Genomic DNA, 26,326 nt, shown 5'->3' with positions numbered 1-26,326 from the left:
CGGTGCTCCGAATGTGTCGGCGAGGGCCCTCTGGGATGCCGCGCATATGCCTGCCGGCTCAGGTCCGGCTGCCACGGCTTCGTACGATGTCTAGCAGCGGCAGCAGCGAGTCCACCACGATCTCCGCGCCCGCGTCGTACAGCCGCTTCGCCCGCTCGTCGTCCCGTGCGTAGCCGAGGAACGGTACGCCCGCCCACCGGGCCGCCTGGAGGTCGGACGGGGTGTCGCCGATCATCAGGGACGTGGCCGGGTGGGCCCGCAGCGAGGCCAGGGCGCGGTTGAGGCAGTTCGGGTCCGGCTTCAGCAGGTGCAGCTCGGCGCTTCGGCCGTGGATGTGTGCGCCGAAGCAGTCGCGGAGGCCGCGGCCCGTGAGGTAGCGCTCCACCACGCGTGGAGAGTTGTTCGTCGCGATGGCCAGCCGGGCGCCGGTGGCCAGCCAGGTGCGTATCAGCGGGTCGACATGCGGAGTGGGCCAGGCGGTGTCCGTGGCGTGCAGCTCCTCGCCGGTGAGCATCTCCTCCAGCGCCTCCACGAGGTCACTGCCCGGGTGGATGCGGTCGACGGCCCGCAGTACGGCGTGGGGGTCCCCGGAGAGGCGGTCCTCCTCGGTCAGCAGTACATGCTGTCCGCGTTCCTCCAGCCAGGCGACCAGCCGCTCGGCGACCTCGTCCGCCAGATGGCCGGCGAAGAGCCTGCAGATGGGGCCGTCGAAGTCGAAGAGGACGTTCTCCGCTCCCGCGACCAGACTCGTAAACGCCTCGGTCACGGTTGCCGCCTGTTCGGTTCGCGTCGTATCAGAAGTCACTAAGAGAGTGTCAGGTCCGACGCGATCGTGTTCCAGAGGGCGTCGAACCACTTCTGCGACTCCTCCACGAACGCCTGGTCCTGCGCTCCCGCCCGCAGCTCGAACGAGAAGAGCAGCGACTCGGTGCCGAGCGCGTCGTACAGCTCCACGGCCGTGTCGCCGATCTCCTCCTCCCGCTTGGTGACCTGGTAGTACGCGAAGAGTGCCTCGCGGCCGTTGAGGACGTACAGCTTCACGGGCGGCGTGAACGGCAGCGCCCGGAAGGTCACCGTGACGTCGATGCCGTGCGAGCGGCGCAGCGCGAGCAGGTTGTGGCGCAGCACCTGGCCCTGTGAGTTGCGCATGGCCAGCCAGCGGTCGTGCACCGGGTTGTCGCCGGCGGAGCCTTCCGGCGGCACGGCGACGGCCGTGGGGAACGCGAGGTCGATGTCCCGGCTCGGCAGCAGCACGCGGACCTCGACGCGCGCGGGCTGGATGCGGCCCGCGTGGATCAGGCGCAGCGGTTCGCCGAGGGCCAGCATCAGCGATTCCGCGGTCAGGCTGATGGCGTCGATCCGGACGTCGGGCACCGAAAAGGCGGTCGCTATGCGCGGTGCCAGGGCGACCATGGTCGGCTGGGGCTCCTCGCCGGCGGGCGCCGTGTGGCCGCCGACGCGGTCCGCGATACGGGCCGGGGCGCCCCGGGCGACATCGGTGAGCAGGCCGGCGTCCTGGAGGATCCGGAGCGCCTGGCGGATGGTTCCGCGCTCCACGTGGAACTCGTCGGCCAGCTCTGCCTGGGTCGGCATCCGGTCGCCGGCCCTCAGTTCACCTGCGTCGATGCGGGCACGAAGGGCGTCCGCCACGTCCTGGGACGAGCGCTTCCTGCCGTTCGGTGCCGGGCTCTCCTGGGTCACCCGCCAACCGTACAACTCGTCGCCATTCAACGGGAGTTGTTTGTAAGTTGTTTATGGATCGCCGCCAAATGGGGACAACTTCAGTGTAGTTGGTTGCCAACTTTTCACCCTGGAAGCAGATCCGCCCGTCCACCGATGTACGGGCATCACCGCGCGCCTGAAGAACCGAAGGGGGACACCATGCCCGCCATCGCACTTCTCGCCACCCTCCTCGTCATCGGATTCGAGCAGCTCGTCGAATGGCGGTACGGAACAGTCGGAATCATCGGCCTGTTCCTGCTGGCCGTCGGCGTCAAGGCCAAGAACCCGACCTGCGCCGGTATCGGCGCCGCCGTACTGGCCGTCCAAGTGGCCGGGCCCTCGGCCTAGAAGCTAGAGGCCGAGGTCCAGCTCCGAACTGATGGTGTTCCAGAGAGCGTTGAACCACAGCTGCGACTGCTCGACGAAGGTCGTGTCCCGCAGGCTCACGCCACTCTGGGCGAACGCGAAGAGCATCGACCGCGCCCCCTGTGTGTCGTACGTCGCCAGGGGCTCGTGGTCGATCTCCTCCTCCCGCCGGGCGACCTGGTAGTACGCGAAGAGCGCCTCGGTGTTGTTCAGCAGATACAGCTTCACGGGCGGCGTGAACGGCAGCGCCCGGAACGCCACATGTACGTCGATGCCGTGCGAGCGGCGCAGGGACGTCAGGTTGTGGCGCAGCACCTGGCCCTGCGCGTTGCGCTGGGTGAGCCAGCGCCGGTGGACCGGATTGGCCCCGCCGCCCGCGTCCACGACCGGGGTCGGGAAGGCCAGCGTGATACCGCGGCTCGGCAGCAGGATCCGGACGTCCACCCTGGCCGGTGCGAGCCGTCCCGCGTGGATCTGGCGCAGCGGCTCGCCGAGCGCGAGCGTCAGCGTCCCGGCGGTCAGACAGAGCGCGTCGATCTCCACATGGCGGGCGGTGAAGGCGTCGGTGATACGGGGTGCCAGGCCGGCGGTGGTCGGCAGCGGCCGGGCCTCGGACGCCGCGTACGCGTGGGCCGGAGGGTCGGCCACCCGAGCAGGGCTGCCCTTGGTCAGGTGCGTGAGCAGGCCCTCGTCGTGGAGGATCCGCAGCGCCTGCCGGACCGTGCCCCGCTCGACCCCGAACTCCTCTGCCAGCCGTGCCTGCGTGGGCAGACGGTCGCCCGGCCGCAGGACCCCGGACCTGATCCGGTCCCGCAGCGCGTCGGCCACGGCGAGCTCTTTGACGCTCACAGCCAAACAGTACAACTACTGGCCATCTATCGGGAGTTATTGCGGAGATGGTTATAGGAAGGCTCGAACCGGGGACAACTCAGGTGGAGTTGGTCGCCAACTCGCCGCACACCCAGGGAGGGACCGCAATGCCGCTCATCGCTCTCCTCCTCGCCGGCCTCGCCATCGCCCTCGAAGAAGTCATCCAATGGCAGTTCGGGGCCATGGGCCTGGTCGCCGTCGCCCTGCTCACCGTCGGCATCAAGGCCAAGAACACGGCCTGCCTCAGCATCGGGGCCGTGGTACTGGTCCTGCTCGTCCAGCCGGTCCTCGGCTGAGGTGCGGCACACCGCGCCTCAGAAGATGTCCGGGCACCAAGGGCGCCTCGGCGTACGGAAAAGCGCGTCCGCAACCGCCGCCGCGCCCTTGGACTCCTCCGCGACCCGGCCCAGCGCCGTAAGCCGCACCGCCGACTCGTCCCCCAGGTACAGCGCCCCCAGCTCCCCCACCGCCAGCGTGAGGTCCGCCGACTCGGTGGCCGGCGCGCAGACCGCCCCCTCCGGCGAGGCGTCCAGCCGGAAGCGCCCGCCCGCGAGCCCCGCCGAATCCTCGACCTCCAGGACGAGCGTGCCGGGTACGGGGTACGTACGGGCCTCCAGCGCCCGTACGACATCCAGCAGCCGCACCCAGAGCAGGTCCGCGTGCGTGACGACGCGGGCCGCGCGCGGATCCGGCAGCAGCAGCGGAAGCAGGTCGTCCGGGGCGCGGAAACCGGACCGGACCTTGGTGATCCAGTCGACCGAGCAGAGGAAGTGCCACAGGGCACGCTCCGCGGCCGGCGTCACCGCGATCATGTCGAGCACGGTGGCGGTGTTCTGCGGGAGCTTGCTTTCGCCCCAGGTGTCGTCGGCCTTGTACGCGAGCAGGCCCTCCAGCTCGCCGCCGGCCGAGCGGTACACCGCATAGAAGGGCTCGGCCCAGGGATGGCCGGGCAGTCGGTCGAGGCCCGTGTTCAGGTTCCAGTAGCGCTCGTCGCGACTGACCACGCCGTGCCGGCTCGCCCGCAGCCGCTCGTGGAGTCCGGGGCCGGTCTTCCGTACCTCCACACCGTCGACCAGGTCGATCCGGCCGCCGTCGCCGGGACCGGCCCAGCGCGGATCGAGGCCGGTGCGCGGGACGTCGATCTCCCACTCGGTGGTCCAGGTGGCCGGGCCGTACCCGTACCGCCCGTAGATCGGGTACTCGGCGGCGATCAGCGTCGACACGACGTCCCCGCGCTCCTTTGCCGCCGCCAGGTCCGCTGCCATCATCCGGCTGAGCAGCCCGCGGCGGCGGTGCGTGGGCGAGACCGTCACATCGGAGACGGCGCTCGCCGGCAGCGATGCACCGCCGACGGCGGTGAGCTCCTGGGCGAACGACCGGAAGGTGGCGACACAGCGGCCCGCCTCGAAGGCCCCCCGCGCCCGGGAGAGATCGGTGTGCGGCCTGCGCCCCTCGACCTCCTCGTCCGTGACCACCGGCGGCCGGAGGAATCCGGTGTTCAGGGCGCGCAACCAGTCGGGGAACTCGGACTCGGTGACAGTGCGGACGTCCAGGCTCATACGGCCACGCTAGGCGAGGCCCCCTCAGAAGGTCGCGCGAATTTCGCCGACCCTGCCGCCGCCGCCCAGCAGCGGCGCGTCAGCGATCCGGGACACCACCGGGGCATCGACGCCCAGCAGCGCCAGCGCCCGCGCCAATACCGGCCCCAGGGCGCGCCCCGAGCCGTCGTCGATCTTGAAGGCCAGCGCCCGGCCGTCCGCGAGGGCCACCGCCTGAACCGCCTCCGCGCCCATCTTGGACAGGGCGCCCGGCACCTCGCGCATCAGCCAGGTGTCGGGCCGGCGGGTGCCGGCGACGTATTCGGGGTGCGCGCGCATCGCGTCGGCGACCTGGCGCTCGGGCGTCTGAGGATCCGCGAGGACAAAGTGCCGGAAGGCACGGGCCAGACCGGTCAGGCTGATCGCCATCAGCGGGGCGCCGCAGCCGTCCGTACCGACCGCCGCGACCCGCTCGCCGGACGCGGACTCCACACCCGTGTGGACCAGCTGCTGCAAGGGGTGGCCGGGGTCCAGGTAGGAGTCGAGCGGCCAGCCGTTCAGCACGCAGGCGGCCAGCATCGCCGCGTGCTTGCCGGAGCAGTTCATCGTGACCCGGTCGCGGACCCCGCCGGCCGCGAGGTACGTCTCCGCCTCGGCCGGGTCCAGCGGCAGGTCCGCCGGGTTTCGCAGATCCGCGGCGGACAGGCCGTGCTCGGCGAGCATCTTCTCTACGAGGTCGAGGTGGAAGCCCTCCCCCGAGTGGCTCGCGGCGGCCAGCGCCAGCCGCTCACCGCTGAGCCCGAGCCCGGCCCGCAGCACCGCGGCCGCCTGCAGCGGCTTGTTGCTGGAGCGCGGGAAGACGGGCCGGTTCACATCGCCGAGCGCCAGCTCGACGCCGCCGTCGGCGGCCAGCAGCACCAGCGAGCCCCGGTGGTGGCCCTCCACGAAGCCGGATCGTACGACTTCGGCGAGGACCGGGGGTATCGCCGCGGGTATAGCGGATTCGGTGCTGGTCATCGTGGGGCCTTTCGCTTCCGGCCTGGGACGCTGGTACTGGGTCACGCGAGCAGGTCGTCCACCTGCGCTTCGCCTTCACGGTACCTGCGGGTGATTTCGGCGCTGCACTCGTCGGCCGTGCGCTGGAGCAGCTGACGGCGCCGGGAGACCTGCTGTTCGTACCGTACGAGCCGCCCCATCGCGCTGTGCAGCTCGTCGTCGGTACGGGCGCCGAGGTCCGACAGCTCGACCTCGGCGAGCATCTCGGCGGCCAGCAGCCGGTACTCCTCGCTGTGCGGGGTGCCCAGCGTCACGTGCCGGGCCGAGGTCCGGTGGCTCGACGGTGCGTCGGCGAGGATCTCCGAGAGCCGGTCGACGACCGGCACCTCCGGGCCCGTACGGCGGGCCAGCTCGGCGCGCAGGATGTCGATGCGGCCCTGCAGGAGCCGCCGGACATAGCTGAGGTCGGCCTCGTGCTGCGTCGACTCGCGGCGCAGCGCGCGCAGTTCGGGCAGCCGGAGTACCGCGAGATCGTGCCGCGGCGGCTCTGGCAGCGAGCCGCCGGTCCGCTGCGCCGGTGGTCGTGCCGCGGTCGTACGGGCCGTCGGTACGGGACCGGGGGGCTGCCCGGTGCCAGATGTAGTCATGCGTCTTCCGTCCCCTCGACCGGTGCATGGGGGTCTCCCCGGGCCCGAAGGGCCGAGGGGAAGCACCGCCTGCATGCATCGTGCCACTCTCCGTGGCGCGGACGCAGGCGCACTGCCCCCGATCGGCCCCGGATGGCCGCACGGCATGATGGGCCCCATGCGTGCAGTGGTTCAGCGGGTGGACGGCGCGAGCGTCGTCGTGGCGGGAGAGCCCGCGGCGGAAGTGGTCGGCGAGATCGTCGGCGAAGGGTTGTGTGTACTGGTCGGAGTGACCCACGGGGACACGGCGGAGAAGGCGGCGCAGCTCGCCCGCAAGCTGTGGTCGCTGCGCATCCTGGAGGGCGAGAAGTCCTGCTCCGACGTGAATGCGCCCTTGCTGGTGATTTCGCAGTTCACTCTCTACGGGGACGCCCGCAAGGGCCGCCGCCCCACCTGGAACGCGGCCGCGCCCGGGGACGTGGCGGAGCCACTGGTCGACGAGGTGGTCGCACAGCTGCGGACGCTGGGTGCGGAGGTGGCGACGGGCCGGTTCGGCGCGGACATGCGCGTCTCGCTCACGAACCACGGCCCGTTCACAGTCCTGATCGAGGTCTGAGACTGAGGACGGGCAGGCCGTCAGGGCTCGACGACGACTTCCTGGGCCGCCGCCGTGGTGTCGGCGATCAGCTCGGCGTCCACCGGCACATTTCGCTTGACCAGGGCCAGCGCGATCGGGCCCAGCTCGTGGTGGCGGGCCGAGGTGGTGATGAACCCCAGCTGGCGGCCCTCGGGGCCGTCCGCGGCGAGCCGGATCGGCGTGCCGTGGCCCGGCAGGTGCACCTCGCTGCCGTCCAGGTGCAGGAAGACCAGCCGGCGCGGCGGCTTCCCCAGGTTGTGGACGCGGGCGACCGTCTCCTGGCCCCGGTAGCAGCCCTTCTGCAGATGGACGGCCGTACCGATCCAGCCCAGCTCGTGCGGGATCGTGCGGTGGTCGGTCTCCATGCCCAGCCTCGGCCGGTGCGCCTCGATGCGCAGCGCCTCGTACGCGAGAATCCCGATCGCGGGCTTCGCCGGACCGGCCGCGAAGGACTCCAGCTCCGCGCGCGGCAGGAAGAGGTCCCGGCCGTGGGCGGTCTCCCGCACAACGGTGCCGTCCGGGATCGGGGCGATCGAACCGGCCGGCAGATGGACCACGGCGAAGTCGTCCGTGCGGTCGGCGACATCGGCGCGGTAGAAGAACTTCATCGACTCCAGGTACGCGATCAGCGCGTCCTGCGTGCCCGGCTCGACGTGCATCCAGACCGTCGTACCGTCGTCGACGAGATAGAGCGCGTGCTCGATGTGCCCGTGGGCCGAGAGGATCAGCGCCTCGGTGGCCTGCCCGGCGGGCAGCTCGCTGACGTGCTGGGTGAGCAGCAGATGCAGCCAGCTCAGCCGGTCGTCGCCGGTGACGGTGACCACACCGCGGTGCGAGAGATCGACGAACCCGGTGCCGTCGGCGAGGGCGCGCTGTTCCCGGAAGAGGTCGCCGTAATGCGCGGCGACACCCTCGTCCCGTCCCTCGGCGGGAACGGCGCCGGGCAGGGAAAGCAGGGGACTACGCGTTGAATGTCGCTGCATAGGCGTAAGCCTACGACCTGCCTACGACGGGTCCGGCGCGGCCGCCTTGGCGGTGCAGCTCCGGCAGCGCCCGAAGATCGCGAAGTGCTTCATGTCGGTCTCGAAGCCGAAGGTGTCGCGCAGCTTGGCGGTGAAGTCGGCGGCGACCTCGATATCGGCCTCGATGACGTTCGTACAGTCGCGGCACACCAGGTGGATGTGGTGGTGCCGGTCCGCGAGGTGGTACGTCGGGGCGCCGTGGCCGAGGTGTGCGTGCGAGACGAGTCCCAGTTCCTCCAGCAGCTCCAGGGTCCGGTAGACGGTGGAGATGTTCACGCCGGAGGCCGTCTTGCGCACCTCCCCCAGGATGTCGTCGGGGGTCGCGTGCTCAAGGGTGTCGACGGCTTCGAGGACAAGCTGCCGCTGCGGAGTCAGCCGGTAACCGCGCTGCCGCAGATCGCTCTTCCAGTCGGTGCTCACCACAAGCCCCAGTGTAGGCAGGCGTGAGGGGGACCACCGAGCGTCCGGTGATCCCCCTCAACGAGGATGCCTGGCCGATGCCTAACGGAAGAAGGCAATCCCGTCGTCCGGCAGGTCGCCGACGTCCTTCGCCCACGACGCGACCTCTTCGGGGGTGACGACCTTCTTCAGGTGCGCCGACATGTACGGGCGCAGCTCGACCTCGGGGGTGGCCTTCTCGCCGACCCACATGAGGTCGCTCTTCACATAGCCGTAGAGACGCTTTCCGCCGGTGTACGGGCCGGAGGCCGCGGTGCGGGCGACCGCGTCCGTGGCCAGGTCGATCTGCGGCTTCCGGTCGGCCAGCTCGCCGTACCAGACCTCGACGATGCCCTGGTCGCGGACCATGACGACCTCGACCTTGCGCTCCTTGTCGATCCGCCAGTAGCCGGACTCCGACTCCAGCGGCTTGACCTTCTCGCCCTCGGCGTCGAGCACCCAGGAATGCGAGACGTACTCGAGGAAGTCACGGCCGTCGTGGCTGAAGGTGACCTCCTGGCCGAAGTTGCACTTCTCGGCCCCGGGGAAGTCGGAGACGCCCGCGCCCTCCCAGGTGCCGAGGAGGAAGGCGAGGGGGACGAGGTCCGGGTGGAGGTCGGACGGAATCTCGATCATGGGTGCTCAGGCGATCTGTAGAGGGGGGATGGTCAGCGCTGACCCTGGTACAGCTTCTTCACGGCCAGGACGGTGAAGGCGAGAACGCCGACGCAGACCAGGACCAGCAGGGAGGTGAAGACTGCCTCAAGCACGGGGTGCTCCTCGGACGATGTATAGGGCGGCGGTACGGAACCGGGCCCCAGCTTAGTCGCCTGAGGGCCCGGTGCTCTCTGTGAGGTCAACCCCACGCGCCACCCGGCCGGGGTCCGGGCGTCGCCCCCGGGACAGCACAGCGTCGCCCGAGGCCCGGTGCTCTCTGTGAGGTCAACCCCACGCGCCCCGGCCGGGGGTCCGGGGGTCAGCCGAGGAGCTGGTTCTGCAGGACGACCGTCTGGTGGAAGGGGACGGCGTTGGCCGTGCCCTTCCTCGACTGCACGATCAGCGCGAAGGTGTCGCCGGCGCGGATGTACGCGTGCCGGACATGCTGCGGCCCGCGGGGGGCCGCCTCGTCGTACACATCGCGATCGGTCGAGGGGACGGTCGCGTCAGTCGGGTACTGCTCGTCCAGCGGAGCCGACTCGTCCACCCCGTTCACCGGCAGGACCGCCTCCAGATCCCCGCCCAGGTGGTCGCCCGCGAACTGCTCGGCGTAAGCGGCCGTGTGGAAACGCAGCAGATAGATCCGGGTGCTGGTGGAATCCGGCATGGTCCAGCCGCGCGCCACGACGTGCCGGAGCCCGCCGTCGGTGAGGTCCTGCTTCAGGTCGGCCCGCTCCTCCTTCTCGTACTCCGAGAGAAAGCGGTCGACGGGGACCCGGCCCTTCTCGCCCTGGAGCGCCTTGTCGGGCCGAGCGCCCCCGGGCGCCGGGAGCAGCAGATCGCCCAGGTCCGCGTAGTGGACCTGCCCCGGGTTCTCCTTGTCGAACGGCTGCGTCGCACCGGCCGGAAGCACCGGCTTCGTCAGCTTCGGGTACGCCCAGCGGCCGTCGTCACGGGTGGAGAGCCCGGGGACGTCGGCACGCTCCTGCGCGGCGATGCCGTACGCCACACCGCCGCCGAGCGCGCCGAAGGCGAGCACGGCCGCTGTCCAGCGCAGCGCGGCGCGCAGGGCGCGCCGGTCGGCTGTGGGCCCGGGGGCGGCGGTTTCCGGCGTTCCGCCTTCGGCCGGCGGCGCGAACGGGTTCACCTCGGGCACCAGGGATGCCGTGGATGTCTCGTCGGTCACACGTACTCCCCGGGAGAGTTCAGATGGTCCAGCTGCCGGCGCAGAAGCTCGGCAGCAGCTGCGGTGTCCAGCGGCTTGACGCCGTACGCGGTCATGCTCACCAGGACATCGCCCTCGTATGCACTGCAGAACATGGCGTCGAGCTTCGCCTTGGAGACCTTGGGCATGAGAAAGCACTTGGCGTTCTTGAAGCCCTGGATGGCGGGGCCCTTGCGGAAGATGCCGAGGGCGTCCGCGAGTTCGCTCTGGAATGCGGCCAGCTTCCGGCCGTTCTTGGCATTTTCGATCTGGGCAAGCTTGGTCTCGACAATCAGCCCGCCGTCGAGCGAGACATAGCTGCGCAGCGCGAGACCCTGCAGTCGCAGCTTGTCGATCGCCTTGCTGCGCTTGTTGCGCTGCGCGGAAGGCAGGCCACGCGAGCCTTCCTTGAAGATCGCGACCGCCTGCTTCCGGCTGAGGACCGTGTCGTTCCCGTGTGCGCCGATGTCCGGCCCCAGCTTGTACTGGTACGCCACCGGCAGCAGGCTGGCACCCAGCCCTGCAGGCTTCCTGGACTCGGCCGCCCCGTCCTTGCCCTGCGGGGGTTCTGCCCAGACGACCGTGGTCGCGGTGCGGTCGGCGTCGCCGAGCGTGTCCAGTGCCCAGACGCCGCCGCCCGCGACGACGCCGAGGGCCAGCACGCCGGACACTGCGACGAGCAGCCTGCGGTTGATCCTGCGCGGTTCCCTCGGGGTGCCGAGGATCTCGGGAACAGGCATGTTCGAGCCCGGGGTGGGCGGGGTGGGCGGGATGGCCGGCTGCTCGGTCACAGGCGCTCCAGCTGCTGCTCGGCGAGGGACATCACGGCCTTCTCGGAGATCCTGCGGGTGTTGTTCACGTACCAGATCTCCATGGCCACATCACCGCGACACGCGATGACCCTGGACTGGTACAGCGGCTCGTAGCCGGCCTCACGTTGACCGACTGCGCGGTGGTGTTCGTGCCGGCCGGCACCGCCTTCGGCTGCTTCAGATCCGGCTGGGACAGCGCCGGGAGCGGCGTCGGTTCGCGGTCGTACTGGATGGCGTAACCCGTGACCGTGCCCGCGAGCACGCCGAGCACCGCCGCACCGGCGATGATCAGGGTTGTACGGCCCCGTCTGCGCGGTTTCCGCGCAACGGTTTCTACTGCTTCCAAAGGGTCCCCCACAAGACCTGACCCGCAGGTTCGGTTACCTGCGCACAGAGCAGACCCGCTGGGGGTGAACCTGGTTGTACCGCGCACGATTACAGTTCGGTACATGGCGAAGAAGCTCGTGATCAAGGTGACCGCAGGGGCCGACGCGCCCGAGCGCTGCTCGCAGGCCTTCACCGTGGCGGCGGTCGCCGTCGCCAGCGGGGTCGAGGTGTCGCTGTGGCTCACCGGAGAGTCGTCGTGGTTCGCCCTGCCGGGCCGCGCCGCGGAGTTCGAACTGCCGCACGCCGCCCCGCTGCCCGATCTGATCGACTCGCTCCTGGCGGCCGGCCGGATCACCCTGTGCACGCAGTGCGCGGCGCGGCGCGAGATCACCGAGAAGGACGTGATCGAGGGCGTACGGATCGCGGGCGCGCAGGTCTTCGTCAGCGAGATCATGCCGGACGGCGTCCAGGCCCTCGTGTACTAAGTCCTGTCCCGGCCTAGTAGCGCTTCTTGCCGTCGAGTTCGTCCCACCACTCGTCGGACTTCGGATCCCCGGACGGGTCGTCCCACCACCGGTCATCGGGCCCCCGCCGGTTGGCGATCATCGCCGCGACCGGCGGGATCAGCATGGCGACCAAGCACATCCCGACGGCCACCGGGACGGACCACAGGCGCACGACGGCCCAGGCGGACACGAAGAGGACGATGCATCCGCCCATCATCAGGAAATAACCGCGCCGGCGTCGCGCGTACATACCTCAAGCGTAGGCCCGCAAGACCCGCATGGCCCACGACGGCACGAAGGGCCGCACCCCGATCCAAGGCGTCCAACCGTTTCTCAGGCACTGAACGTGAGCGAAACCTGTACCCAGGTCCACACGTCAGCGGCCCGCCCCGCACGGTCTTGGGCAGGCTGGGCCGTAGCCGGAGGCCGTCGGCGAGGTGCATCACGTGCACCTTCCTCGGGCCGGGCGACGGTCCTTATTGCGCGGCCAGGGCCGGACTGGGTGGGAAACACGAGAGGGCGATGGTCTTCCGTACCGGCCCCACCGCGCACCTGGGCACGAGGTCGGGCGGCTTCCGTCCGCTTGCGGGGTACGGTCTTCTCTGCCCTGCGCCGCGCGCCCAGCCCCGGGCCACGCCTCCCGATCACGACGGCCGAAGCAGTTCATCGCGCTCCGACAGCCGAAGCCGGGTCTTGAGGGCCAACGCCCCTGAGGAGGCAACAGGCCGAGGGGAGTCAGGACGCGCAATCCCGACGCTGAGCGCTCCGCCATGGTGCCCCCTCCAACCGTCGAGTCGTTCAGCCAGCCGTCGAACAACTCAACGAACCGCCGGGCGGAAGGTCACCCATCCGGCCGAAGAACACGGAGGCCAACGGCGCGAAGGGCCACACCCCGAATCCAAGGCGTCCAACCCCCTGGGGTGCGGCCCTTCGGCCGGTCTGTCTCGCCTTCGCCGTCAGACGGCGATGGCTACCTCCGCCAGTCCGCCCGTCTGGGCGACGACCGTACGGTCCGCCGTGCCGCCCGGCACCAGGGCGCGCAGCGTCCAGGTGCCCTCGGCCGCGTAGAAGCGGAACTGTCCGGTCGCCGAGGTCGGGACCTCGGCGGTGAACTCGCCGGTGCTGTCCAGGAGGCGGACGTAACCGGTGACGGGCTCGCCGTCGCGGGTCACCTGGCCCTGGATGGTGGTCTCACCGGGCTTGATCGTCGAGGCGTCGGGGCCGCCGGCCTGCGCTCCACACATATGTCTTTACGTCCTTCGGGTCGGGAGGTCCGGGGGAGGCCCGGGAGTTACTTGTTGGCGCCGAGCTCGATCGGCACGCCGACGAGGGAGCCGTACTCGGTCCACGAGCCGTCGTAGTTCTTGACGTTCTGCTGGCCGAGCAGCTCGTGCAGCACGAACCAGGTGAGCGCGGAGCGCTCGCCGATACGGCAGTACGCGATCGTGTCCTTCGACAGGTCGACCTGCTCCTCCTCGTAGAGGGCCTTGAGCTCGTCGTCCGACTTGAAAGTGCCGTCGTCGTTGGCGTTCTTCGACCACGGGATGTTGCGGGCGGTCGGGATGTGGCCCGGACGCTGCGACTGCTCCTGCGGGAGGTGCGCCGGGGCGAGCAGCTTGCCGCTGAACTCGTCGGGCGAGCGCACGTCGACCAGGTTCAGGCTGCCGATCGCGGTGACCGCTTCGTCACGGAAGGCGCGGATCGAGGTGTCCTGGGCCTTGGCCTTGTACGTGGTCGTGGCGCGCTCGGGCACGGCGTCGACCAGGTCGCGGGAGTCGAGCTCCCACTTCTTGCGGCCGCCGTCGAGGAGCTTGACGTTCTCGTGGCCGTAGAGCTTGAAGTACCAGTACGCGTAGGACGCGAACCAGTTGTTGTTGCCGCCGTAGAGGACGACGAGGTCGTCATTGGCGATGCCCTTCGCCGAGAGGAGCTTCTCGAAGCCCTCCTGGTCGACGAAGTCGCGGCGGACCGGGTCCTGGAGGTCCTTCTTCCAGTCGATGCGGACCGCGTTGCGGATGTGGTTCTTCTCGTAGGCCGAGGTGTCCTCGTCGACCTCGACGATGACCACCTTCGGGTCGTCGATGTGGGCCTCGACCCAGTCGGCGTCTACCAGGACTTCGCTGCGGCTCATGCTGTTCTCCTCCGGGGCAGTGTGCGGCGGGGCTGTGCGCGGTGCTGGTGCTGCCGTGCGTGGATACGGGTGCGCGCTCGCGGTCTCCGGTGTCGGCGGAGGCGCGGAGGGGCAGGTGCGGTCACGCGGGGGGCGGCCGCCAGATGGCCTGCGGTATACGGGAGTCGTCAGTCCCGCTCAGAAGGTGCGACAGAGCATGGCGGCGACGCGGCACAGGTCTACTGCCCGCCGCTTCGTAAGGTCCGCCTGTCCCCGCTGTCGGAGACCGCTAATAAAGCTCTGCATGGGTCTGATCGTAGGGACGTATCGGCGGACATGTCACCGGCGTGTCGGATGCTGAGACGAGATCGTCCGCGATGCGGGACGGGTGGGCCGCCGGGGCAGCTGTGACCCGGCTTTCCGGCAGCCGGGTCCGCTCACCCTTCTGCGGAGCGGACAGCGCCGTCTCACCATCCGGCCCGTCCGCCCGTCCGCCCGCCCGCCGGCCCGTCCGCCCGTCGGCCTCTCCAGCCGGCGTCGGCTCAGCCGGTCAGCGAAACGCCCGTCCCCGTACCGGAGAACCGGAGACCGTCCTCCGAGGCGGTGACGGTGTTCAGCGCGATGGTCGACGGCAGTCCGTCGATCTTGAGGTCGTAGTCGACGACCTCCCGCATCTTGTCCTTCAGGCCGGGCAGCGGCAGAGCGGGCAGGGACTCGGAGCGCAGGCGGACCGTGTCGCCGCCCTCGATGGAGACCTTGCTGTACGTGGTGAAGGTGCGGCCCTTCAGCGCTCCCTGGAACACCTCGGGAACCTCGATGCCCGCGCCTTCCAGGACTTCCTTCAGCGGACCGGAGACCTTGACCTCGCCCCGGCCGGCCCGCTCGGGCCCGGCGTAGCTGACGGTCGCGCCCTTGGGCGCCGACTTCGCCAGGTCGGCGTACGAGATACGCGCCGACCCGGTGGCCCGGCCCGCGGTCGCGGACGAGAAGCTGCTGTCGATGCGCACATCCCGCAGCTCGGCCCGGACCTCCGTCACCTGGACCGCGTGGCCGTCCGCGCTGGCGGTGATGCCGTCGAGGCTCACGTCGACCTCGTCCAGCGACGAGCTCAGGACCTGGGTCAGGAACGGGAAGCCCTTGATGGACACCTCGGGCTGGGCACCGAGCCCCTGACTGGACCGGATCTTGCCGGCTGCCTCGTCCTCCGCGAAGTTGACCGCGAAACGGTCGGCGGCGACGAAAATGCCGCCGAGCACCACAGCCAGGATCAGCAGTATCCGCAGTGCGCGCATTGCTCTCGTTCCCCCACCCTCTCGGCTCGGGCCCCAGGCCCCGAGCCTCCTGTGACCGCGAGCCTAACCCGGTCACCTATGCGATGGCCCGGCCGATCAGGTAGACGGCCGGGGCCGCGGCGGCCAGCGGCAGCGCCACGCCCGCCGTCATGTGGACGAACCGGGACGGGTAGTCGTACGCGGCCACGCGCAGCCCGATCAGCGCGCACACACCGGCCGCGAGCCCCAGCAGCGCGCCCGGCGCGCCAATGCTCGTGAGCCCGCCGGTCGCGATGCCTGAGCCCGCCGCGGCGAGCAGCGAGACGACGACCGAGACCGCTGTCGGCAGCGGCAGGGCGCGGGCGAGGGTGGCCACGGCGACGGCCACGGCCCCGACGGTCACCGCGTCCGGCTTCGCCGCCAGATGTCCGGCCGCGACGACGGCGAGCGCGGCCGAGGTGATGGTGGCCGTGAGGCCGTACATGCGCTCGTCCGCAGAGGCCCGGTTGCGCAGCTGGAGTACGAGCGTGAGCAGCACCCACACGCCGAGCGTCCCGATGAGCGCGGCGGGCGCGTACTGCTCGGAGACGGCGAGCAGGGCGATGTCCGCGGTCACACCGCCCGCGAAGGCGAGCGCGATGCCCTGCCGGGCGGGCCACATGCCGTTGAGCCGGAACCAGCCGGCGGCGGTGACGGCCTGCAGGAGCACGAGCGGTACGAGCAGGGCGTACGAGCCGATGGCGGCGGCGCCGGCGAGCAGCAGTGCGAGCACGGCGGTCAGCCCGGCGGGCTGCATGCCCGGGTCGATGATCGGCGAGCGCCCCTCGGCGCGGGCCCGCTGCGCGTCGGTGATCCGGGCGTCGCCGGCGGTGGTGGGGGGCGTGTACGAGGGGTCGGCGACGGGCGCGGGAGCGGGCTCGGGGGCTGCCTCGGGGGCCGGCTCGTACCGCTGGTACGTCTCGTACTGTTGGTAGTGCTGGTACGCCACGGGCGCCGGGGCTTCCGGCGGCAGCGGGTGGGAGCCCTGCGGCGGCAGATACGTGGCGTCGGCCACGGGCTGGTACTGGGTGTCCCAGGTGTCGGCCTGCCACGTCTGGGTGGCGTAGGGATCCTGTTGGCCCTGCTGACCGTACGGGTCGTAGCCGTCGTACTGATGATGCTGCTGCTCGTTACTCATGCTCGCGGTCACCCTCCTGCGAACGGCGGGAGCACCTCGACCGTGCCGCCCTCGGCCAGCCGTACCGTCTCATGGCTGCGCGTCCCCACGGGGTCACCGTCGACGAGGAACGAGCACCGCATCAGCACCCGCGTCAGTTCCCCGGGGTGCCGCTCGCGCACCGCGTCGAGCGCCTCGGCGAGCGTCCGCGCGGCGTACGGCTCCTCATGGGTCCCGGCGGCGGCCTTGGCCGCCGCCCAGTAGCGGATGGTTCCCGCTGCCATGGACTCGTTCCTTTCGTCGGCGGGTGTGCCGTCCTCCATGATGGGCCACGCGAGGAGCTACTCCCGGACCAGCCAGCCCGCGATCAGCGGGACCGCCTCCGCCGGGAGCCGTGCCCCGGTCAGTACCAGCGGGCGGGGGCGCTCACTGCGGCCACCGCATCGGTACGCGCTTCCGTGCGCCCCCCGCGCTCCCCATGCGGAGTGATCGAGCCGACAGGTGATCCGGGGAGTTCGCCCTCTGCGCCGGAACTCATGTGGGCTATTCTGCTGGGGAGAGGATCCGGGCAACGTTGCCCCCGGGTCCTTTTGTGCATTCAGTACGTTGAACAGAGCACGAACAGTCGTAAGCGTGGCGGACCCCAGGGCGCGGGGACCGTACTCCTACTAAGCAGTGCCACATACTCCCCCAGGCTCCGCCTGGGTGGTGCCCCCACTCGCAGGGACCGAGGAGGAGGAACCGACGTAATGGGCGAGCGAACCGTGCATGACCGCATGACCTGGGCAGGTGGCCGTCGATGAGCTCTCTGCTGCTCCTGACCAATGCCCTCCAGCCGTCGACGGAGGTGCTGCCCGCTCTTGGCCTGCTTCTGCACAACGTGCGGGTGGCCCCCGCCGAAGGGCCGGCTCTCGTCGACACCCCTGGTGCCGACGTCATCCTGATCGACGGCCGCCGCGACCTTCCGCAGGTCCGGTCGCTGTGCCAGCTGCTGCGGTCCACCGGACCCGGCTGCCCGCTGATCCTCGTCGTGACGGAGGGCGGCCTCGCCGCCGTCACCGCCGACTGGGGCATCGACGACGTACTGCTCGACACCGCAGGGCCCGCCGAGGTCGAGGCGCGGCTGCGGCTCGCGATGGGCCGCCAGCAGATCACCTCCGACGACTCTCCGATGGAGATCCGCAACGGCGATCTGTCGGTGGACGAGGCCACCTACAGCGCGAAGCTCAAGGGCCGGGTCCTGGACCTGACCTTCAAGGAGTTCGAGCTGCTCAAGTACCTCGCGCAGCACCCGGGCCGCGTTTTCACCCGCGCCCAGCTGCTCCAGGAGGTCTGGGGCTACGACTACTTCGGCGGTACGCGGACGGTCGACGTCCACGTACGGCGGCTGCGCGCGAAGCTGGGTCCCGAGCACGAGTCGCTGATCGGCACCGTGCGGAACGTCGGGTACCGCTTCGTCGCGCCGGAGAAGGTCGAACGCGCGGCCGAGGAGGCTCGCGCGAAGGCCGCATCCGCCACTTCCTCCCCGGCGGCCTCGCCCGTCCCCCGGACGGAGGACAGAGCCGAGCAGCTCGAACCGGCAGTACGCCCTGCCCAGAGGTAGGTCACCCCGCGTAGACTGCCGCGCGTGGCCAAGGTGACGCGGGATGATGTGGCACGACTGGCGGGTACCTCTACCGCGGTCGTCAGCTATGTCATCAACAACGGACCCAGGCCGGTTGCCCCGGCCACGCGCGAGCGTGTCCTCGCCGCGATCAAGGACCTGGGCTACCGGCCCGACCGGGTCGCCCAGGCCATGGCATCGCGGCGCACCGACCTCATAGGCATGATCGTCCCGGATGCGCGGCAGCCCTTCTTCGCGGAGATGGCGCACGCGGTCGAACAGGCCGCAGCCGAGCGCGGGAAAATGGTGCTCGTCGGCAACTCCGACTACCGGGACGAGCGCGAGGTGCACTACCTCCGCGCCTTCCTCGGTATGCGGGTCTCCGGGCTGATCCTCGTCAGCCAGGGCCCGAGCGAGCGCGCCGCCGCGGAGATCGAGGCCTGGGACGCCCGGGTCGTCCTGCTGCACGAGCGGCCCGAGGCGATCGACGACGTTGCCGTTGTCACCGACGACATCGGCGGCGCCCAGCTCGCCACCCGCCACCTCCTGGAGCACGGTCACCCGTACGTCGCCTGCCTCGGTGGCGTCGAGTCGACCCCGGCGGTGGGCGACCCGGTGGCCGACCACGTCGAAGGCTGGCGCCGCGCCATGCGGGAATCCGGGCGGACGACCGAGGGCCGCCTGTTCAAGGCCCCGTACAACCGCTACGACGCCTACCAGGTCGCGCTCGGCATTTTCGCCGGACCCGACCGCCCTTCGGCCATCTTCTGCGCCACCGACGACCAGGCGATCGGCGTCCTGCGGGCGGCGCGCGAGCTGCGGATCGACGTACCGGGCGAACTGGCGGTGGCCGGCTTCGACGACGTGAAGGAGGCGGCGCTCACCGATCCGCCGCTGACGACGGTCGCGTCCGACCGCCCGGCGATGGCCCGCGCGGCGGTCGACCTGGTGCTGGACGACGGCCTGCGGGTGATGGGCTCGCGCCGGGAGCGGCTGAAGCAGTTCCCGTCGGCGCTGGTGGTCCGCCGCTCGTGCGGCTGCGCCTGAGCTTCCCGCACACCTGATCGTCTTTATATCGGGCATACAGGGTTCTGTCGGGCTTCTCAGCGCGCGCTCAGGAAGCTCTCATCAAGCCTCGCGACAGTCTGTACATGACCGAGAGCGAGTACCCCCAGCAGCAGCCGTACTACCCGCCGCCCCCCGCGTACGCCCCCGCGCCACCCGCCCAGCCCGGCCGCCGGCGGCGCGCCAGGCGGCCGGTCGGCCTCCTGGCCGCGGTCGCGATCGCCGCGGCGGCAGTCGGTGGCGGTACGGCCGCCGCCGTGCAGGAGCTGGCCGGCCGGCAGGACGCCGGCGGCACCGGCATCAGCGGTACGAACGTGGCGCAGAGCAGCAACGGAACGGTCGCCGGAGTCGCGCAGGCCGTCGGCCCGAGCATCGTCGAGATCAACGCCACCTCCGGCTCCGGGCAGTCCACCGGCTCGGGCGTGGTCATCACGAGCGACGGCGAGATCATCACCAACAACCATGTGATCGCCGGGGCGTCCTCCGTCAAGGTGCGGCTCAGCGACGGCAGGACGTACGACGCCGAGGTCGTCGGCACCGACCCCGGCAAGGACCTCGCCCTCATCAAGCTGAAGGGTGCGAGTGGCCTGAAGGCGGCCACCCTCGGCGACTCGGACGACGTCAACGTCGGTGACGAGGTCGTCGCGATCGGCTCGCCCGAGGGCCTGACCGGCACCGTCACCAGCGGCATCGTCTCCGCCCTGGACCGGGATGTGACCGTGGCCAAGGAGCAGGACCCGGGCAGGCAGCAGCAACAGCAGCAGGGCGGCGGCTGGCCGTTCGAGTTCGACGGCCAGGAGTTCAACGGCGACACCGGGTCGTCCAAGACCACGTACCAGGCCATCCAGACCGACGCCTCGCTCAACCCCGGCAACTCCGGCGGCGCCCTGATCAACATGAACGGCGAGATCATCGGCATCAACTCCGCCATGTACTCGCCCAGTTCGGCCGGCGGTTCGACCGCGGGCAGCGTCGGCCTCGGCTTCGCGATCCCCGTGAACACGGTCAAGGCCGACCTGGACGCCCTGCGCGGCGGCTCGAACACCTGATTTACCGGCCTCGTGCGAGGCTGAGAACACGTAAGCACCGACTCGCGACGAATCCGAGGAAGACCCCCATGAGCTCCGCCGAGCGCATCCTGATCGTCGACGACGAGCCCGCCGTGCGGGAGGCCCTGCAGCGCAGTCTCGCCTTCGAGGGGTACGGGACCGAGGTCGCCGCCGACGGTCTGGATGCGCTGGAGAAGGCCGCCGCGTACCAGCCGGACCTGATCGTCCTGGACATCCAGATGCCCCGGATGGACGGCCTGACCGCGGCCCGCCGGCTGCGCGCCGCCGGGTCCACCACGCCGGTACTGATGCTCACCGCGCGCGACACGGTCGGTGACCGGGTCACCGGTCTGGACGCGGGCGCGGACGACTACCTGGTGAAGCCGTTCGAGCTGGACGAGCTGTTCGCCCGGATCCGGGCCCTGCTGCGGCGCAGCTCGTACGCGGGGTCGGTGGCCGGCGGGCCGCCGTCCGACGTACTGACCTTCGCCGACCTGCGCATGGACCTGGCGACCCGCGAGGTCACCCGGGGCGGGCGGCCGGTGGAGCTGACCCGGACCGAGTTCACGCTGCTGGAGATGTTCCTGGCGCATCCGCGGCAGGTGCTCACGCGCGAGCAGATCCTGAAGGCGGTGTGGGGCTTCGACTTCGAGCCGAGCTCGAACTCGCTGGACGTGTACGTGATGTATCTGCGCCGCAAGACGGAGGCGGGCGGCGAGCCGCGCCTCGTGCACACGGTGCGGGGCGTCGGGTACGCCCTGCGAGCGGGCGGCGCCGAGTGAGAGGCCCCCTCGGCCCTCTCCGCCCCCTCCGCCCCCTCCGCCGCTTCCGCGCACTGCCGATCCGCTCCCGGCTGGCGCTGCTGGTGGCGACGGCCGTGGCGGTGGCGGTGGCCGTCGTCTCGGTCGTCTGCTGGCTCATCGTCCGAGGGAAGCTGTACGGCGAGATCGATGCGGAACTCGCCGGCCAGAACCGTCCGCTTCATCAGCTCAGCCAGATCCGCCCGACCCTGACGGACTGCAGCCAGGCCCCGGCGCCCAAGCCCGAGTTCGGCCCACCGCGGACCGTCTACTACTTCCAGCTCGTGCAGGCGAGCGGGAAGGCCTGTGTCTTCGTGGACTCCGCCGGCCCCGTCATCCAGGTCGAGGACGGCGACCGGGAAGTGGCGGCCGACGGCGACCCGTCCGTCGCGGCGTTCCGCAACGGCACGGACCGCGACGGCAACGCCGTGCGGGTGCTGACGGTCGCCGCGACAGCCGTGCCCGGGTCCGCGGTGTACGAGGACACCGCCGTCATGATCGCGTTCTCCCTCAGGGAGACTCAGAACACACTCAACGACCTCGCGCTGCTGCTGCTCGTCGTCTCGGGACTCGGAGTCGGCGGAGCCGGGGTCACCGGCCTCTGGGTCGCCCGGACCGGGCTCAGGCCCGTCGACGAGCTGACCGGGGCCGTCGAGCATGTGGCCCGGACCGAGGACCTGACCGTCCGGATTCCCGTCGAGGGCGAGGACGAGATCGCCCGCCTCTCCCGGTCCTTCAACTCCATGACCGCCGCCCTCGCCTCCTCCCGCGACCGCCAGGCGCAGCTGATCGCGGACGCCGGGCACGAGCTGCGCACCCCGCTGACGTCTCTGCGTACGAACATCGAGCTGCTCGCGCGCAGCGAGGAGACCGGCCGGGCCCTCCCGCCCGAGGACCGCCGGGCGCTCATGGCGTCCGTCACGGCGCAGATGACCGAGCTGGCCTCGCTGATCGGCGACCTCCAGGAGCTGGCCCGCCCGGACGCCGCCGGCCCCGGTCCCCTCCAGGTCGTCGCGCTGCACGACATCGCGCAGGCCGCGCTGGAGCGGGCCCGGCTGCGCGGGCCGGAGCTGACGATCACGGCGGACCTGCGGCCCTGGTACGTACGGGCCGAGCCGGCCGCCCTCGAACGCGCCGTCGTCAACGTCCTCGACAACGCGGTGAAGTTCAGCCCGCCCGGCGGCACGGTCGAGGTCGCCCTGCGCCGTGGCGAGCTGTCCGTACGCGACCACGGCCCCGGCATCCCGGCCGAGGAGCTGCCGCACGTCTTCGAGCGGTTCTGGCGCTCGCCGTCCGCCCGCGCCCTGCCCGGCTCGGGGCTCGGCCTGTCCATCGTGGCCCGTACGGTCCAGCAGGCCGGCGGCGCGGTCGCGCTGCGCCCGGCGAACGGCGGCGGCACGCGGGCGGTGATCACCTTGCCGGGAGCGCCGACGCGACCGCCCGCGCCGGAGCCGCACTGACCGGCGTCAGAGGCGGCGCCTCACCTCAGCCGCGAACTGGGCGGCGCCTCCGGAGGCGCCGCGGTCGAGCAGGCCGTGCAGATCACGAGGCTCCCGCCGGTAGCCTGCGGCCTGCCGACGAAGCACGGCCAGCACCTCCGCGGGGGCGAGGTCGAGGAGATCGAGCAGGAAGTCGTCGGGGCACAGCACTTCGACCTCGTACGGACCGGTGGCCTCGTCCGGGAAGTCGCGCACGTTGAGCGTGACAACGGCGTGAGCCTCTCCCCTCACCGCCGCGGCCAGCACATGGCGATCCTTGTGGTCATTCCGCATGTCGGGGACCAGCGCGTCATAGCCAGTCACCGCGCTGTCGGGGAACGCCGCTGCCATCACGTCGACCAGCCGCTTCGCGGCGGCCTCGTCAACCATCCGGGTATTCAGTTGCCGTAGAGGCCGGACTCCTCGGTCAGATCTACGAGTTCGTCCAGGCCGCTACGCCGCTTGGTGCGGCGTAGCTTCTGGTACTCCAGGACATCAGCGAGCCTGACACGGCGATGGCGACCGGGCCGGGAAAACGGGATCCCGCCCTGGTCGAGGATCTTGACGAAGGTCGGGCGACTGACTCCCAGCAGATCCGCCGCCTCTTGCGTCGTCAGCGTGGTGTGAACCGGGGCAACGGTGACGGCCTTGCCCTCGGACAGCGCCCGGACGACGACGAGCAGTGCCTCGTACACCTCTGCCGGCAGCGCTCTCGCAGTGCCATCAGGGCCGCGCAGGACGGCAGGCTCGGACACCTGGGGCGCCTTGTCCAGGAACGCACGCAACTCCGCGATCTCAGCCCGGTGCTGGGGCAGGAGCGTCGTGTCCTCGACTGTGCTGCGCATGGCGTCCTCCCTGATGGATGACTCCCAGCATGGCAGAATTCGAAAGAAACGCAAGTCACCGTGGCGGATCCCGCTGGATGCGCACGAAAGCGGGGCGGCAGGCATCGTGCCTGCCGCCCCGCCGCCGTACGACGTGCCTACTTCACGACGGTGATCCGGTCCGCCGCCGGCGGCGCGATCGGCGCGGACGCCGTCGAGTGAGCCGCCAGGTAGGCGTTGAAGAGCTCCAGGTCGGACGCGCCGACCAGCTTGTTCTTGTGCTCCTTCAGGACGGTGAAGCCGTCACCGCCGCCCGCCAGGAACTCGTTCACCGCGACGCGGTAGGTCTTGGCCGGGTCGATCGCGGCGCCGTTCAGCTTCACCGAGCCGTCCACGATCCGGGCCGCGCCCGTCTTGGTGAGGTCCAGCGTGTACGTAAAGCCCTTCGAGACCTGAAGGATCTTCGGCGAGGCCTCGTTCGAGCCGCTGACCTGCTGCTGAAGCGTGGTGATCAGCTGCGCGCCGGTCAGGTCCACGACGTTCATCATGTTGGTGAACGGCTGCACGGTGAACGCCTCGCCGTACGTCACCACCCCGTCGCCCTCGCTGCCGCTCGCCTTGTAGACGAGGTCCGAGCGGATGCCCCCCGGGTTCATCAGAGCGAGCTGCGCCCCGCCCTTGTCCGCCGGTGCCAGGCCCTCCAGCTGCGCGTCCGCGATCAGGTCGCCCAGCGGCTTCTCCGGGGCCGTCGAGCCGCGCCCGTTGATGTCGGCCGAGATGAAGCCCTGCGGCCTGCCGGCGATCGGCGCGGCCAGCTTGTTCCAGCGCTCGATGAGCGAGGTCATGTCCGCGGCCTTCTCCTGGTCGCGGGTGACCACGTGGTTCGCCGACTTCACGGACGTACGGACGATGTCCTTGGTGCGGCGGTCGTAGGTGAGCGTGGTGTCCGTGTAGAGCTTGCCGTACGACGACGCCGACGTGACCATGCGCGGCCGGCCGGACGGGTCCGGGACCGTGCACACGTAGGCCTGGTGGGTGTGGCCGGTGACCAGCGCGTCCACCTTCGGCGTGATGCCCTTGGCGATGTCCACGATCGGACCGGAGATGCCGTCGCCCGCACCCGGCGAGTCGCAGTCGTAGTTGTACGCCGTCGACGCGGGCGAGCCGCCCTCGTGGATCAGCGCGACGATCGACTTGACGCCCATGCGGTCGAGCTTCTTGGCGTACTTGTTGACCGTCTCGATCTCGTCGTGGAACTTCAGGCCCTTGACGCCATTGGCCGTGACGATGTCCGGAGTGCCCTCGAGCGTCACTCCGATGAAGCCGATCTTGACGCCGTTCTTCTTCCAGACCGTGTACGGCGCGAGGACGGGCCGGCCGGTCTTCTCCTTCGTCACATTCGCGGCGAGGTAGGGGAAGTCGGCCCCCTCGAACTCCTTGCCCTGCTCGTAACAGCCCTCGACCGGGTGGCAGCCGCCGTTCTGCAGGCGGGCCAGCTCGACCGCGCCCTCGTCGAACTCGTGGTTGCCCACGGCCGACACGTCGAGCTTCAGCTTGTTGAGCGCCTCGATGGTCGGCTCGTCGTGGAAGAGCCCCGAGAGCAGCGGGCTCGCGCCGACCATGTCGCCGCCGGCCGCGGTGACGGAGTACGGGTGGTCCACGCGCGCCTTGCGCAGCGAGGTCGCCAGGTACTCGACGCCACCGGCCGGTATCACCTTGGTCGTGCCGTCGGCCTGCTTCTCGGTGACCGTGCCGGCCGAGCCGGCCGGCGGCTCCAGGTTGCCGTGCAGGTCGTTGAACGACAGCAGCTGCACATCGACGGTCCGCGACGGCTTGTGGTGGTATCCCCCGCCGTGGCGGTCACCACTGTCGGCCCCCGCCGGAAGAGCGGCGGCGGCCAGGGCGCCGGCCGTGGCTGCGACCGCCACTGCGCCGAAGGTCAACCGGCGCATTCTGCCGGGCCGTTGTGGTGTCGCTGACATCAGTTCCCCTTTGCGGACAGCGAGACAACTATGGAATTGCGTTGCGCAGCCTATGGTCAACGCGCGTAGCGCGACAGGGGGTCAAGGGTTACGAGGAGGTTGCGGGAAAGGTGTGACGCCGGGCGCGGGGGCCGGGGCTCTCTCGCCGTAGGCTCGTACTCATGACTGACGCAGCAGCAGCTCTGGAGCCCGGCCGGCAGATCCAGACCCTCGACGAGCTCACCGCCGAACAGGCACAGGCGGTCCTGGACCTGCTGGCCGAGGCCGCCCGCAGCGACGGCATGCAGGCCGTCTCCGAGCAGGGCAGGCTCCAGCTCCGCGGCGGCAGGCGGGAAGGCGTACGGCACCTCCTGCTCACGGAGCACGGCCGGCTCGCCGGGTACGCGCAGCTGGAGGACACCGACCCGGTCGAGGCCCCGGCCGCCGAGCTCGTCGTCCACCCCTCCTCCCGCGGCCGCGGCCACGGCCGGGCGCTCGGCGCCGCGCTGCTCGCCGCCTCCGGCAAGCGGCTGCGGGTCTGGGCGCACGGCGGCAAGTCGGCCGCCCGGCACCTCTCCCAGGTCCTCGGCCTCACCCTCTTCCGCGAACTGCGCCAGCTGCGCCGCCCGTTGAACGACGGCGGGCCGATCCCGGAGCCGGTGCTGCCGCCCGGCGTCACCATCCGTACCTTCGTGCCGGGCGAGGACGACGCGGCCTGGCTCGCCGTGAACGCCGCCGCGTTCGCGCACCACCCCGAGCAGGGCTCGCTCACCCAGCGCGACCTCGACGACCGCAAGGCGGAGCCCTGGTTCGACCCGAAGGGCTTCTTCCTCGCCGAGCGCGGGGGCGAGATCGTCGGCTTCCACTGGACGAAGATCCACGCCGCGGAGCAGCTCGGCGAGGTCTACGTCCTCGGGGTCCGCCCCGGCGCGCAGGGCGGCGGCCTCGGCAAGGCCCTCACCTCGGTCGGCCTGCGCCACCTGGCGGCGCAGGGCCTGCCGGCCGCGATGCTGTACGTCGACGCGGACAACACGGCCGCGCTGACGGTGTACGAACGCCTCGGCTTCGCCACCCACGAGACGGACCTGATGTACCGCACCGAATCCTGACGTCCCGATCCGCCGGATCAGGCCCTCGGGGAGACGGGGCAACGCTTCCTGCATGTCATGTCGCCGTTACCGGCCATTCAGACGCGCTTGCGAACCTCGGTGGATGCAGCCCGCTGTCACCCCACCCAACGGGAGCTTTCACCTCACCCCGGCCGCCTCCGACGCGCCTGTACCGCCCC

Annotated in this window: 31 protein-coding genes and 1 pseudogene; 10 read left to right on the top strand and 22 right to left on the bottom strand. The window is 70.7% G+C overall.

Translation table 11 applies throughout. From position 1 onward, the window contains the following. Nucleotides 1–58: 58 nt before the first annotated feature. Both NLX86_RS24160 and NLX86_RS24155 read right to left on the bottom strand, forming a co-directional pair. Nucleotides 59–766 carry an HAD family hydrolase gene (locus tag NLX86_RS24160; protein WP_254373876.1) on the bottom strand — a complete coding sequence of 236 codons (708 nt, stop codon included), beginning with the start codon at nt 764–766 and terminating at the stop codon, nt 59–61. Nucleotides 767–804: 38 nt separating this feature from the next. Beyond that, on the bottom strand, nt 805–1,701 hold the full coding sequence (locus NLX86_RS24155; protein ID WP_254373875.1) for a GntR family transcriptional regulator: 897 nt from the start codon (nt 1,699–1,701) through the stop codon (nt 805–807). 180 nt (nt 1,702–1,881) lie between these two features. Between NLX86_RS24155 and NLX86_RS24150 the strand changes: the two genes are divergently transcribed. Beyond that, entirely contained in the window at nt 1,882–2,070 is a 189-nt protein-coding gene (locus NLX86_RS24150; RefSeq protein WP_254373874.1) for a hypothetical protein, read from the top strand. A 3-nt stretch (nt 2,071–2,073) separates the two neighbouring features. On the opposite strand, the gene NLX86_RS24145 is transcribed toward NLX86_RS24150, so the two are convergent. Beyond that, nucleotides 2,074–2,916, bottom strand: coding sequence for a GntR family transcriptional regulator (locus tag NLX86_RS24145; RefSeq protein WP_254373926.1), 843 nt, complete (start codon nt 2,914–2,916; stop codon nt 2,074–2,076). A gap of 149 nt (nt 2,917–3,065) precedes the next feature. Between NLX86_RS24145 and NLX86_RS24140 the strand changes: the two genes are divergently transcribed. Next, nucleotides 3,066–3,254 carry a hypothetical protein gene (locus NLX86_RS24140; RefSeq protein WP_254373873.1) on the top strand — a complete coding sequence of 63 codons (189 nt, stop codon included), beginning with the start codon at nt 3,066–3,068 and terminating at the stop codon, nt 3,252–3,254. Between the two features lie 18 nt (nt 3,255–3,272). Here the strand turns inward: NLX86_RS24140 and NLX86_RS24135 are convergent, their stop codons facing one another. From NLX86_RS24135 to NLX86_RS24125, 3 genes are read right to left on the bottom strand one after another with little or no spacing between them, the layout of a single operon-like run. Further along, complete coding sequence (locus NLX86_RS24135; protein ID WP_254373872.1) at nt 3,273–4,517, bottom strand: GNAT family N-acetyltransferase; 1,245 nt, start codon at nt 4,515–4,517, stop codon at nt 3,273–3,275. 24 nt (nt 4,518–4,541) lie between these two features. Further along, nucleotides 4,542–5,513, bottom strand: coding sequence for an asparaginase (locus tag NLX86_RS24130; protein ID WP_254373871.1), 972 nt, complete (start codon nt 5,511–5,513; stop codon nt 4,542–4,544). A 41-nt stretch (nt 5,514–5,554) separates the two neighbouring features. After that, nucleotides 5,555–6,139, bottom strand: coding sequence for an ABC transporter substrate-binding protein (locus tag NLX86_RS24125; protein WP_254373870.1), 585 nt, complete (start codon nt 6,137–6,139; stop codon nt 5,555–5,557). Nucleotides 6,140–6,296: 157 nt separating this feature from the next. On the opposite strand from NLX86_RS24125, the gene dtd reads away from it, so the two are divergent. Beyond that, the gene (gene dtd / locus NLX86_RS24120; protein ID WP_254373869.1) at nt 6,297–6,734 is read left to right on the top strand and encodes a D-aminoacyl-tRNA deacylase; all 438 of its coding nucleotides are present in this window, start codon (nt 6,297–6,299) and stop codon (nt 6,732–6,734) included. Between the two features lie 20 nt (nt 6,735–6,754). On the opposite strand, the gene NLX86_RS24115 is transcribed toward dtd, so the two are convergent. The 5 genes from NLX86_RS24115 to NLX86_RS24095 form a co-directional block, all read right to left on the bottom strand. Next, entirely contained in the window at nt 6,755–7,738 is a 984-nt protein-coding gene (locus NLX86_RS24115) for a folate-binding protein YgfZ (RefSeq protein ID WP_254373868.1), read from the bottom strand. A 21-nt stretch (nt 7,739–7,759) separates the two neighbouring features. Then, nucleotides 7,760–8,200 carry a transcriptional repressor gene (locus NLX86_RS24110; protein WP_254373867.1) on the bottom strand — a complete coding sequence of 147 codons (441 nt, stop codon included), beginning with the start codon at nt 8,198–8,200 and terminating at the stop codon, nt 7,760–7,762. Between the two features lie 78 nt (nt 8,201–8,278). Then, nucleotides 8,279–8,851: an FABP family protein gene (locus NLX86_RS24105; RefSeq protein WP_254373866.1), complete on the bottom strand. Its 573-nt coding sequence runs from the start codon at nt 8,849–8,851 to the stop codon at nt 8,279–8,281. 340 nt (nt 8,852–9,191) lie between these two features. Then, entirely contained in the window at nt 9,192–10,058 is an 867-nt protein-coding gene (locus NLX86_RS24100) for a hypothetical protein (RefSeq protein ID WP_254373865.1), read from the bottom strand. Beyond that, nucleotides 10,055–10,867, bottom strand: a complete 813-nt coding sequence (locus tag NLX86_RS24095) for a hypothetical protein (RefSeq protein WP_254373864.1) — start codon at nt 10,865–10,867, stop codon at nt 10,055–10,057. The genes NLX86_RS24100 and NLX86_RS24095 overlap by 4 nt, the downstream gene beginning before the upstream one ends. A gap of 470 nt (nt 10,868–11,337) precedes the next feature. On the opposite strand from NLX86_RS24095, the gene NLX86_RS24085 reads away from it, so the two are divergent. Next, nucleotides 11,338–11,700: a DsrE family protein gene (locus NLX86_RS24085; protein WP_254373863.1), complete on the top strand. Its 363-nt coding sequence runs from the start codon at nt 11,338–11,340 to the stop codon at nt 11,698–11,700. 13 nt (nt 11,701–11,713) lie between these two features. On the opposite strand, the gene NLX86_RS24080 is transcribed toward NLX86_RS24085, so the two are convergent. From NLX86_RS24080 to NLX86_RS35160, 8 genes and pseudogenes are all read right to left on the bottom strand, one after another. Further along, nucleotides 11,714–11,971: a DUF3099 domain-containing protein gene (locus NLX86_RS24080; protein ID WP_254373862.1), complete on the bottom strand. Its 258-nt coding sequence runs from the start codon at nt 11,969–11,971 to the stop codon at nt 11,714–11,716. Nucleotides 11,972–12,677: 706 nt separating this feature from the next. Next, nucleotides 12,678–12,965 carry a DUF1416 domain-containing protein gene (locus NLX86_RS24075; protein WP_165330787.1) on the bottom strand — a complete coding sequence of 96 codons (288 nt, stop codon included), beginning with the start codon at nt 12,963–12,965 and terminating at the stop codon, nt 12,678–12,680. A 47-nt stretch (nt 12,966–13,012) separates the two neighbouring features. Beyond that, complete coding sequence (locus NLX86_RS24070) at nt 13,013–13,852, bottom strand: sulfurtransferase (protein WP_254373861.1); 840 nt, start codon at nt 13,850–13,852, stop codon at nt 13,013–13,015. A gap of 177 nt (nt 13,853–14,029) precedes the next feature. Further along, complete coding sequence (locus NLX86_RS35165; RefSeq protein WP_374213951.1) at nt 14,030–14,137, bottom strand: putative leader peptide; 108 nt, start codon at nt 14,135–14,137, stop codon at nt 14,030–14,032. A 236-nt stretch (nt 14,138–14,373) separates the two neighbouring features. Next, on the bottom strand, nt 14,374–15,123 hold the full coding sequence (locus NLX86_RS24065) for a DUF2993 domain-containing protein (RefSeq protein WP_254373860.1): 750 nt from the start codon (nt 15,121–15,123) through the stop codon (nt 14,374–14,376). Nucleotides 15,124–15,199: 76 nt separating this feature from the next. After that, a complete protein-coding gene (locus NLX86_RS24060; RefSeq protein ID WP_254373859.1) occupies nt 15,200–16,279 on the bottom strand; it encodes a hypothetical protein in 1,080 nt (359 codons plus the stop codon). Nucleotides 16,280–16,287: 8 nt separating this feature from the next. Next, the gene (locus NLX86_RS24055) at nt 16,288–16,542 is read right to left on the bottom strand and encodes a MoaD/ThiS family protein (protein ID WP_254373858.1); all 255 of its coding nucleotides are present in this window, start codon (nt 16,540–16,542) and stop codon (nt 16,288–16,290) included. Nucleotides 16,543–16,645: 103 nt separating this feature from the next. Then, nucleotides 16,646–16,727: pseudogene (locus NLX86_RS35160) on the bottom strand (alpha/beta hydrolase); the annotation flags it as partial. Between the two features lie 330 nt (nt 16,728–17,057). Between NLX86_RS35160 and NLX86_RS24050 the strand changes: the two are divergent. From NLX86_RS24050 to NLX86_RS24030, 5 genes are all read left to right on the top strand, one after another. Beyond that, nucleotides 17,058–17,861, top strand: coding sequence for a response regulator transcription factor (locus tag NLX86_RS24050; RefSeq protein WP_254373857.1), 804 nt, complete (start codon nt 17,058–17,060; stop codon nt 17,859–17,861). 24 nt (nt 17,862–17,885) lie between these two features. After that, nucleotides 17,886–18,908 (top strand): LacI family DNA-binding transcriptional regulator, encoded by a 1,023-nt coding sequence (locus NLX86_RS24045; protein WP_254373856.1) that lies wholly within the window; start codon nt 17,886–17,888, stop codon nt 18,906–18,908. A 104-nt stretch (nt 18,909–19,012) separates the two neighbouring features. Next, a complete protein-coding gene (locus NLX86_RS24040) occupies nt 19,013–19,975 on the top strand; it encodes a S1C family serine protease (RefSeq protein ID WP_254373855.1) in 963 nt (320 codons plus the stop codon). A gap of 68 nt (nt 19,976–20,043) precedes the next feature. Next, a complete protein-coding gene (locus NLX86_RS24035; protein ID WP_254373854.1) occupies nt 20,044–20,757 on the top strand; it encodes a response regulator transcription factor in 714 nt (237 codons plus the stop codon). After that, nucleotides 20,754–22,235: a HAMP domain-containing sensor histidine kinase gene (locus NLX86_RS24030; RefSeq protein ID WP_254373853.1), complete on the top strand. Its 1,482-nt coding sequence runs from the start codon at nt 20,754–20,756 to the stop codon at nt 22,233–22,235. The genes NLX86_RS24035 and NLX86_RS24030 overlap by 4 nt, the downstream gene beginning before the upstream one ends. Before the next feature lie 6 nt (nt 22,236–22,241). Here NLX86_RS24030 and NLX86_RS24025 read toward each other — a convergent pair whose 3' ends face one another. The 3 genes from NLX86_RS24025 to NLX86_RS24015 form a co-directional block, all read right to left on the bottom strand. Further along, nucleotides 22,242–22,643, bottom strand: a complete 402-nt coding sequence (locus NLX86_RS24025; RefSeq protein ID WP_254373852.1) for a PIN domain-containing protein — start codon at nt 22,641–22,643, stop codon at nt 22,242–22,244. Nucleotides 22,644–22,651: 8 nt separating this feature from the next. Beyond that, nucleotides 22,652–23,098, bottom strand: coding sequence for a helix-turn-helix domain-containing protein (locus NLX86_RS24020; RefSeq protein WP_254373851.1), 447 nt, complete (start codon nt 23,096–23,098; stop codon nt 22,652–22,654). A gap of 137 nt (nt 23,099–23,235) precedes the next feature. After that, nucleotides 23,236–25,059, bottom strand: a complete 1,824-nt coding sequence (locus tag NLX86_RS24015; RefSeq protein WP_254373850.1) for a bifunctional UDP-sugar hydrolase/5'-nucleotidase — start codon at nt 25,057–25,059, stop codon at nt 23,236–23,238. 161 nt (nt 25,060–25,220) lie between these two features. On the opposite strand from NLX86_RS24015, the gene mshD reads away from it, so the two are divergent. Next, nucleotides 25,221–26,147 carry a mycothiol synthase gene (gene mshD / locus NLX86_RS24010; RefSeq protein WP_254373849.1) on the top strand — a complete coding sequence of 309 codons (927 nt, stop codon included), beginning with the start codon at nt 25,221–25,223 and terminating at the stop codon, nt 26,145–26,147. Nucleotides 26,148–26,326: the final 179 nt, after the last annotated feature.

This window comes from Streptomyces sp. A3M-1-3, from assembly GCF_024213665.1.
Classification (GTDB): Bacteria; Actinomycetota; Actinomycetes; order Streptomycetales; family Streptomycetaceae; genus Streptomyces.
The sequence above is the reverse complement of the archived record's forward strand: the minus strand, read 5'-3'. Positions and strand labels throughout refer to the sequence as shown.

Excerpts from the sequence above, each read along its gene's own strand:
- NLX86_RS24150 (WP_254373874.1), top strand. The coding sequence starts at position 1,882 with ATGCCCGCCATCGCACTTCTCGCCACCCTCCTCGTCATCGGATTCGAG.
- NLX86_RS24140 (WP_254373873.1), top strand. The coding sequence starts at position 3,066 with ATGCCGCTCATCGCTCTCCTCCTCGCCGGCCTCGCCATCGCCCTCGAA.
- NLX86_RS24135 (WP_254373872.1), bottom strand. The coding sequence starts at position 4,517 with ATGAGCCTGGACGTCCGCACTGTCACCGAGTCCGAGTTCCCCGACTGG.
- NLX86_RS24130 (WP_254373871.1), bottom strand. The coding sequence starts at position 5,513 with ATGACCAGCACCGAATCCGCTATACCCGCGGCGATACCCCCGGTCCTC.
- NLX86_RS24125 (WP_254373870.1), bottom strand. The coding sequence starts at position 6,139 with ATGACTACATCTGGCACCGGGCAGCCCCCCGGTCCCGTACCGACGGCC.
- dtd (WP_254373869.1), top strand. The coding sequence starts at position 6,297 with ATGCGTGCAGTGGTTCAGCGGGTGGACGGCGCGAGCGTCGTCGTGGCG.
- NLX86_RS24115 (WP_254373868.1), bottom strand. The coding sequence starts at position 7,738 with ATGCAGCGACATTCAACGCGTAGTCCCCTGCTTTCCCTGCCCGGCGCC.
- NLX86_RS24105 (WP_254373866.1), bottom strand. The coding sequence starts at position 8,851 with ATGATCGAGATTCCGTCCGACCTCCACCCGGACCTCGTCCCCCTCGCC.
- NLX86_RS24085 (WP_254373863.1), top strand. The coding sequence starts at position 11,338 with ATGGCGAAGAAGCTCGTGATCAAGGTGACCGCAGGGGCCGACGCGCCC.
- NLX86_RS24080 (WP_254373862.1), bottom strand. The coding sequence starts at position 11,971 with ATGTACGCGCGACGCCGGCGCGGTTATTTCCTGATGATGGGCGGATGC.
- NLX86_RS24075 (WP_165330787.1), bottom strand. The coding sequence starts at position 12,965 with ATGTGTGGAGCGCAGGCCGGCGGCCCCGACGCCTCGACGATCAAGCCC.
- NLX86_RS24070 (WP_254373861.1), bottom strand. The coding sequence starts at position 13,852 with ATGAGCCGCAGCGAAGTCCTGGTAGACGCCGACTGGGTCGAGGCCCAC.
- NLX86_RS35165 (WP_374213951.1), bottom strand. The coding sequence starts at position 14,137 with ATGCAGAGCTTTATTAGCGGTCTCCGACAGCGGGGACAGGCGGACCTT.
- NLX86_RS24065 (WP_254373860.1), bottom strand. The coding sequence starts at position 15,123 with ATGCGCGCACTGCGGATACTGCTGATCCTGGCTGTGGTGCTCGGCGGC.
- NLX86_RS24060 (WP_254373859.1), bottom strand. The coding sequence starts at position 16,279 with ATGAGTAACGAGCAGCAGCATCATCAGTACGACGGCTACGACCCGTAC.
- NLX86_RS24055 (WP_254373858.1), bottom strand. The coding sequence starts at position 16,542 with ATGGCAGCGGGAACCATCCGCTACTGGGCGGCGGCCAAGGCCGCCGCC.
- NLX86_RS24050 (WP_254373857.1), top strand. The coding sequence starts at position 17,058 with ATGAGCTCTCTGCTGCTCCTGACCAATGCCCTCCAGCCGTCGACGGAG.
- NLX86_RS24040 (WP_254373855.1), top strand. The coding sequence starts at position 19,013 with ATGACCGAGAGCGAGTACCCCCAGCAGCAGCCGTACTACCCGCCGCCC.
- NLX86_RS24035 (WP_254373854.1), top strand. The coding sequence starts at position 20,044 with ATGAGCTCCGCCGAGCGCATCCTGATCGTCGACGACGAGCCCGCCGTG.
- NLX86_RS24025 (WP_254373852.1), bottom strand. The coding sequence starts at position 22,643 with ATGGTTGACGAGGCCGCCGCGAAGCGGCTGGTCGACGTGATGGCAGCG.
- NLX86_RS24020 (WP_254373851.1), bottom strand. The coding sequence starts at position 23,098 with ATGCGCAGCACAGTCGAGGACACGACGCTCCTGCCCCAGCACCGGGCT.
- NLX86_RS24015 (WP_254373850.1), bottom strand. The coding sequence starts at position 25,059 with ATGTCAGCGACACCACAACGGCCCGGCAGAATGCGCCGGTTGACCTTC.
- mshD (WP_254373849.1), top strand. The coding sequence starts at position 25,221 with ATGACTGACGCAGCAGCAGCTCTGGAGCCCGGCCGGCAGATCCAGACC.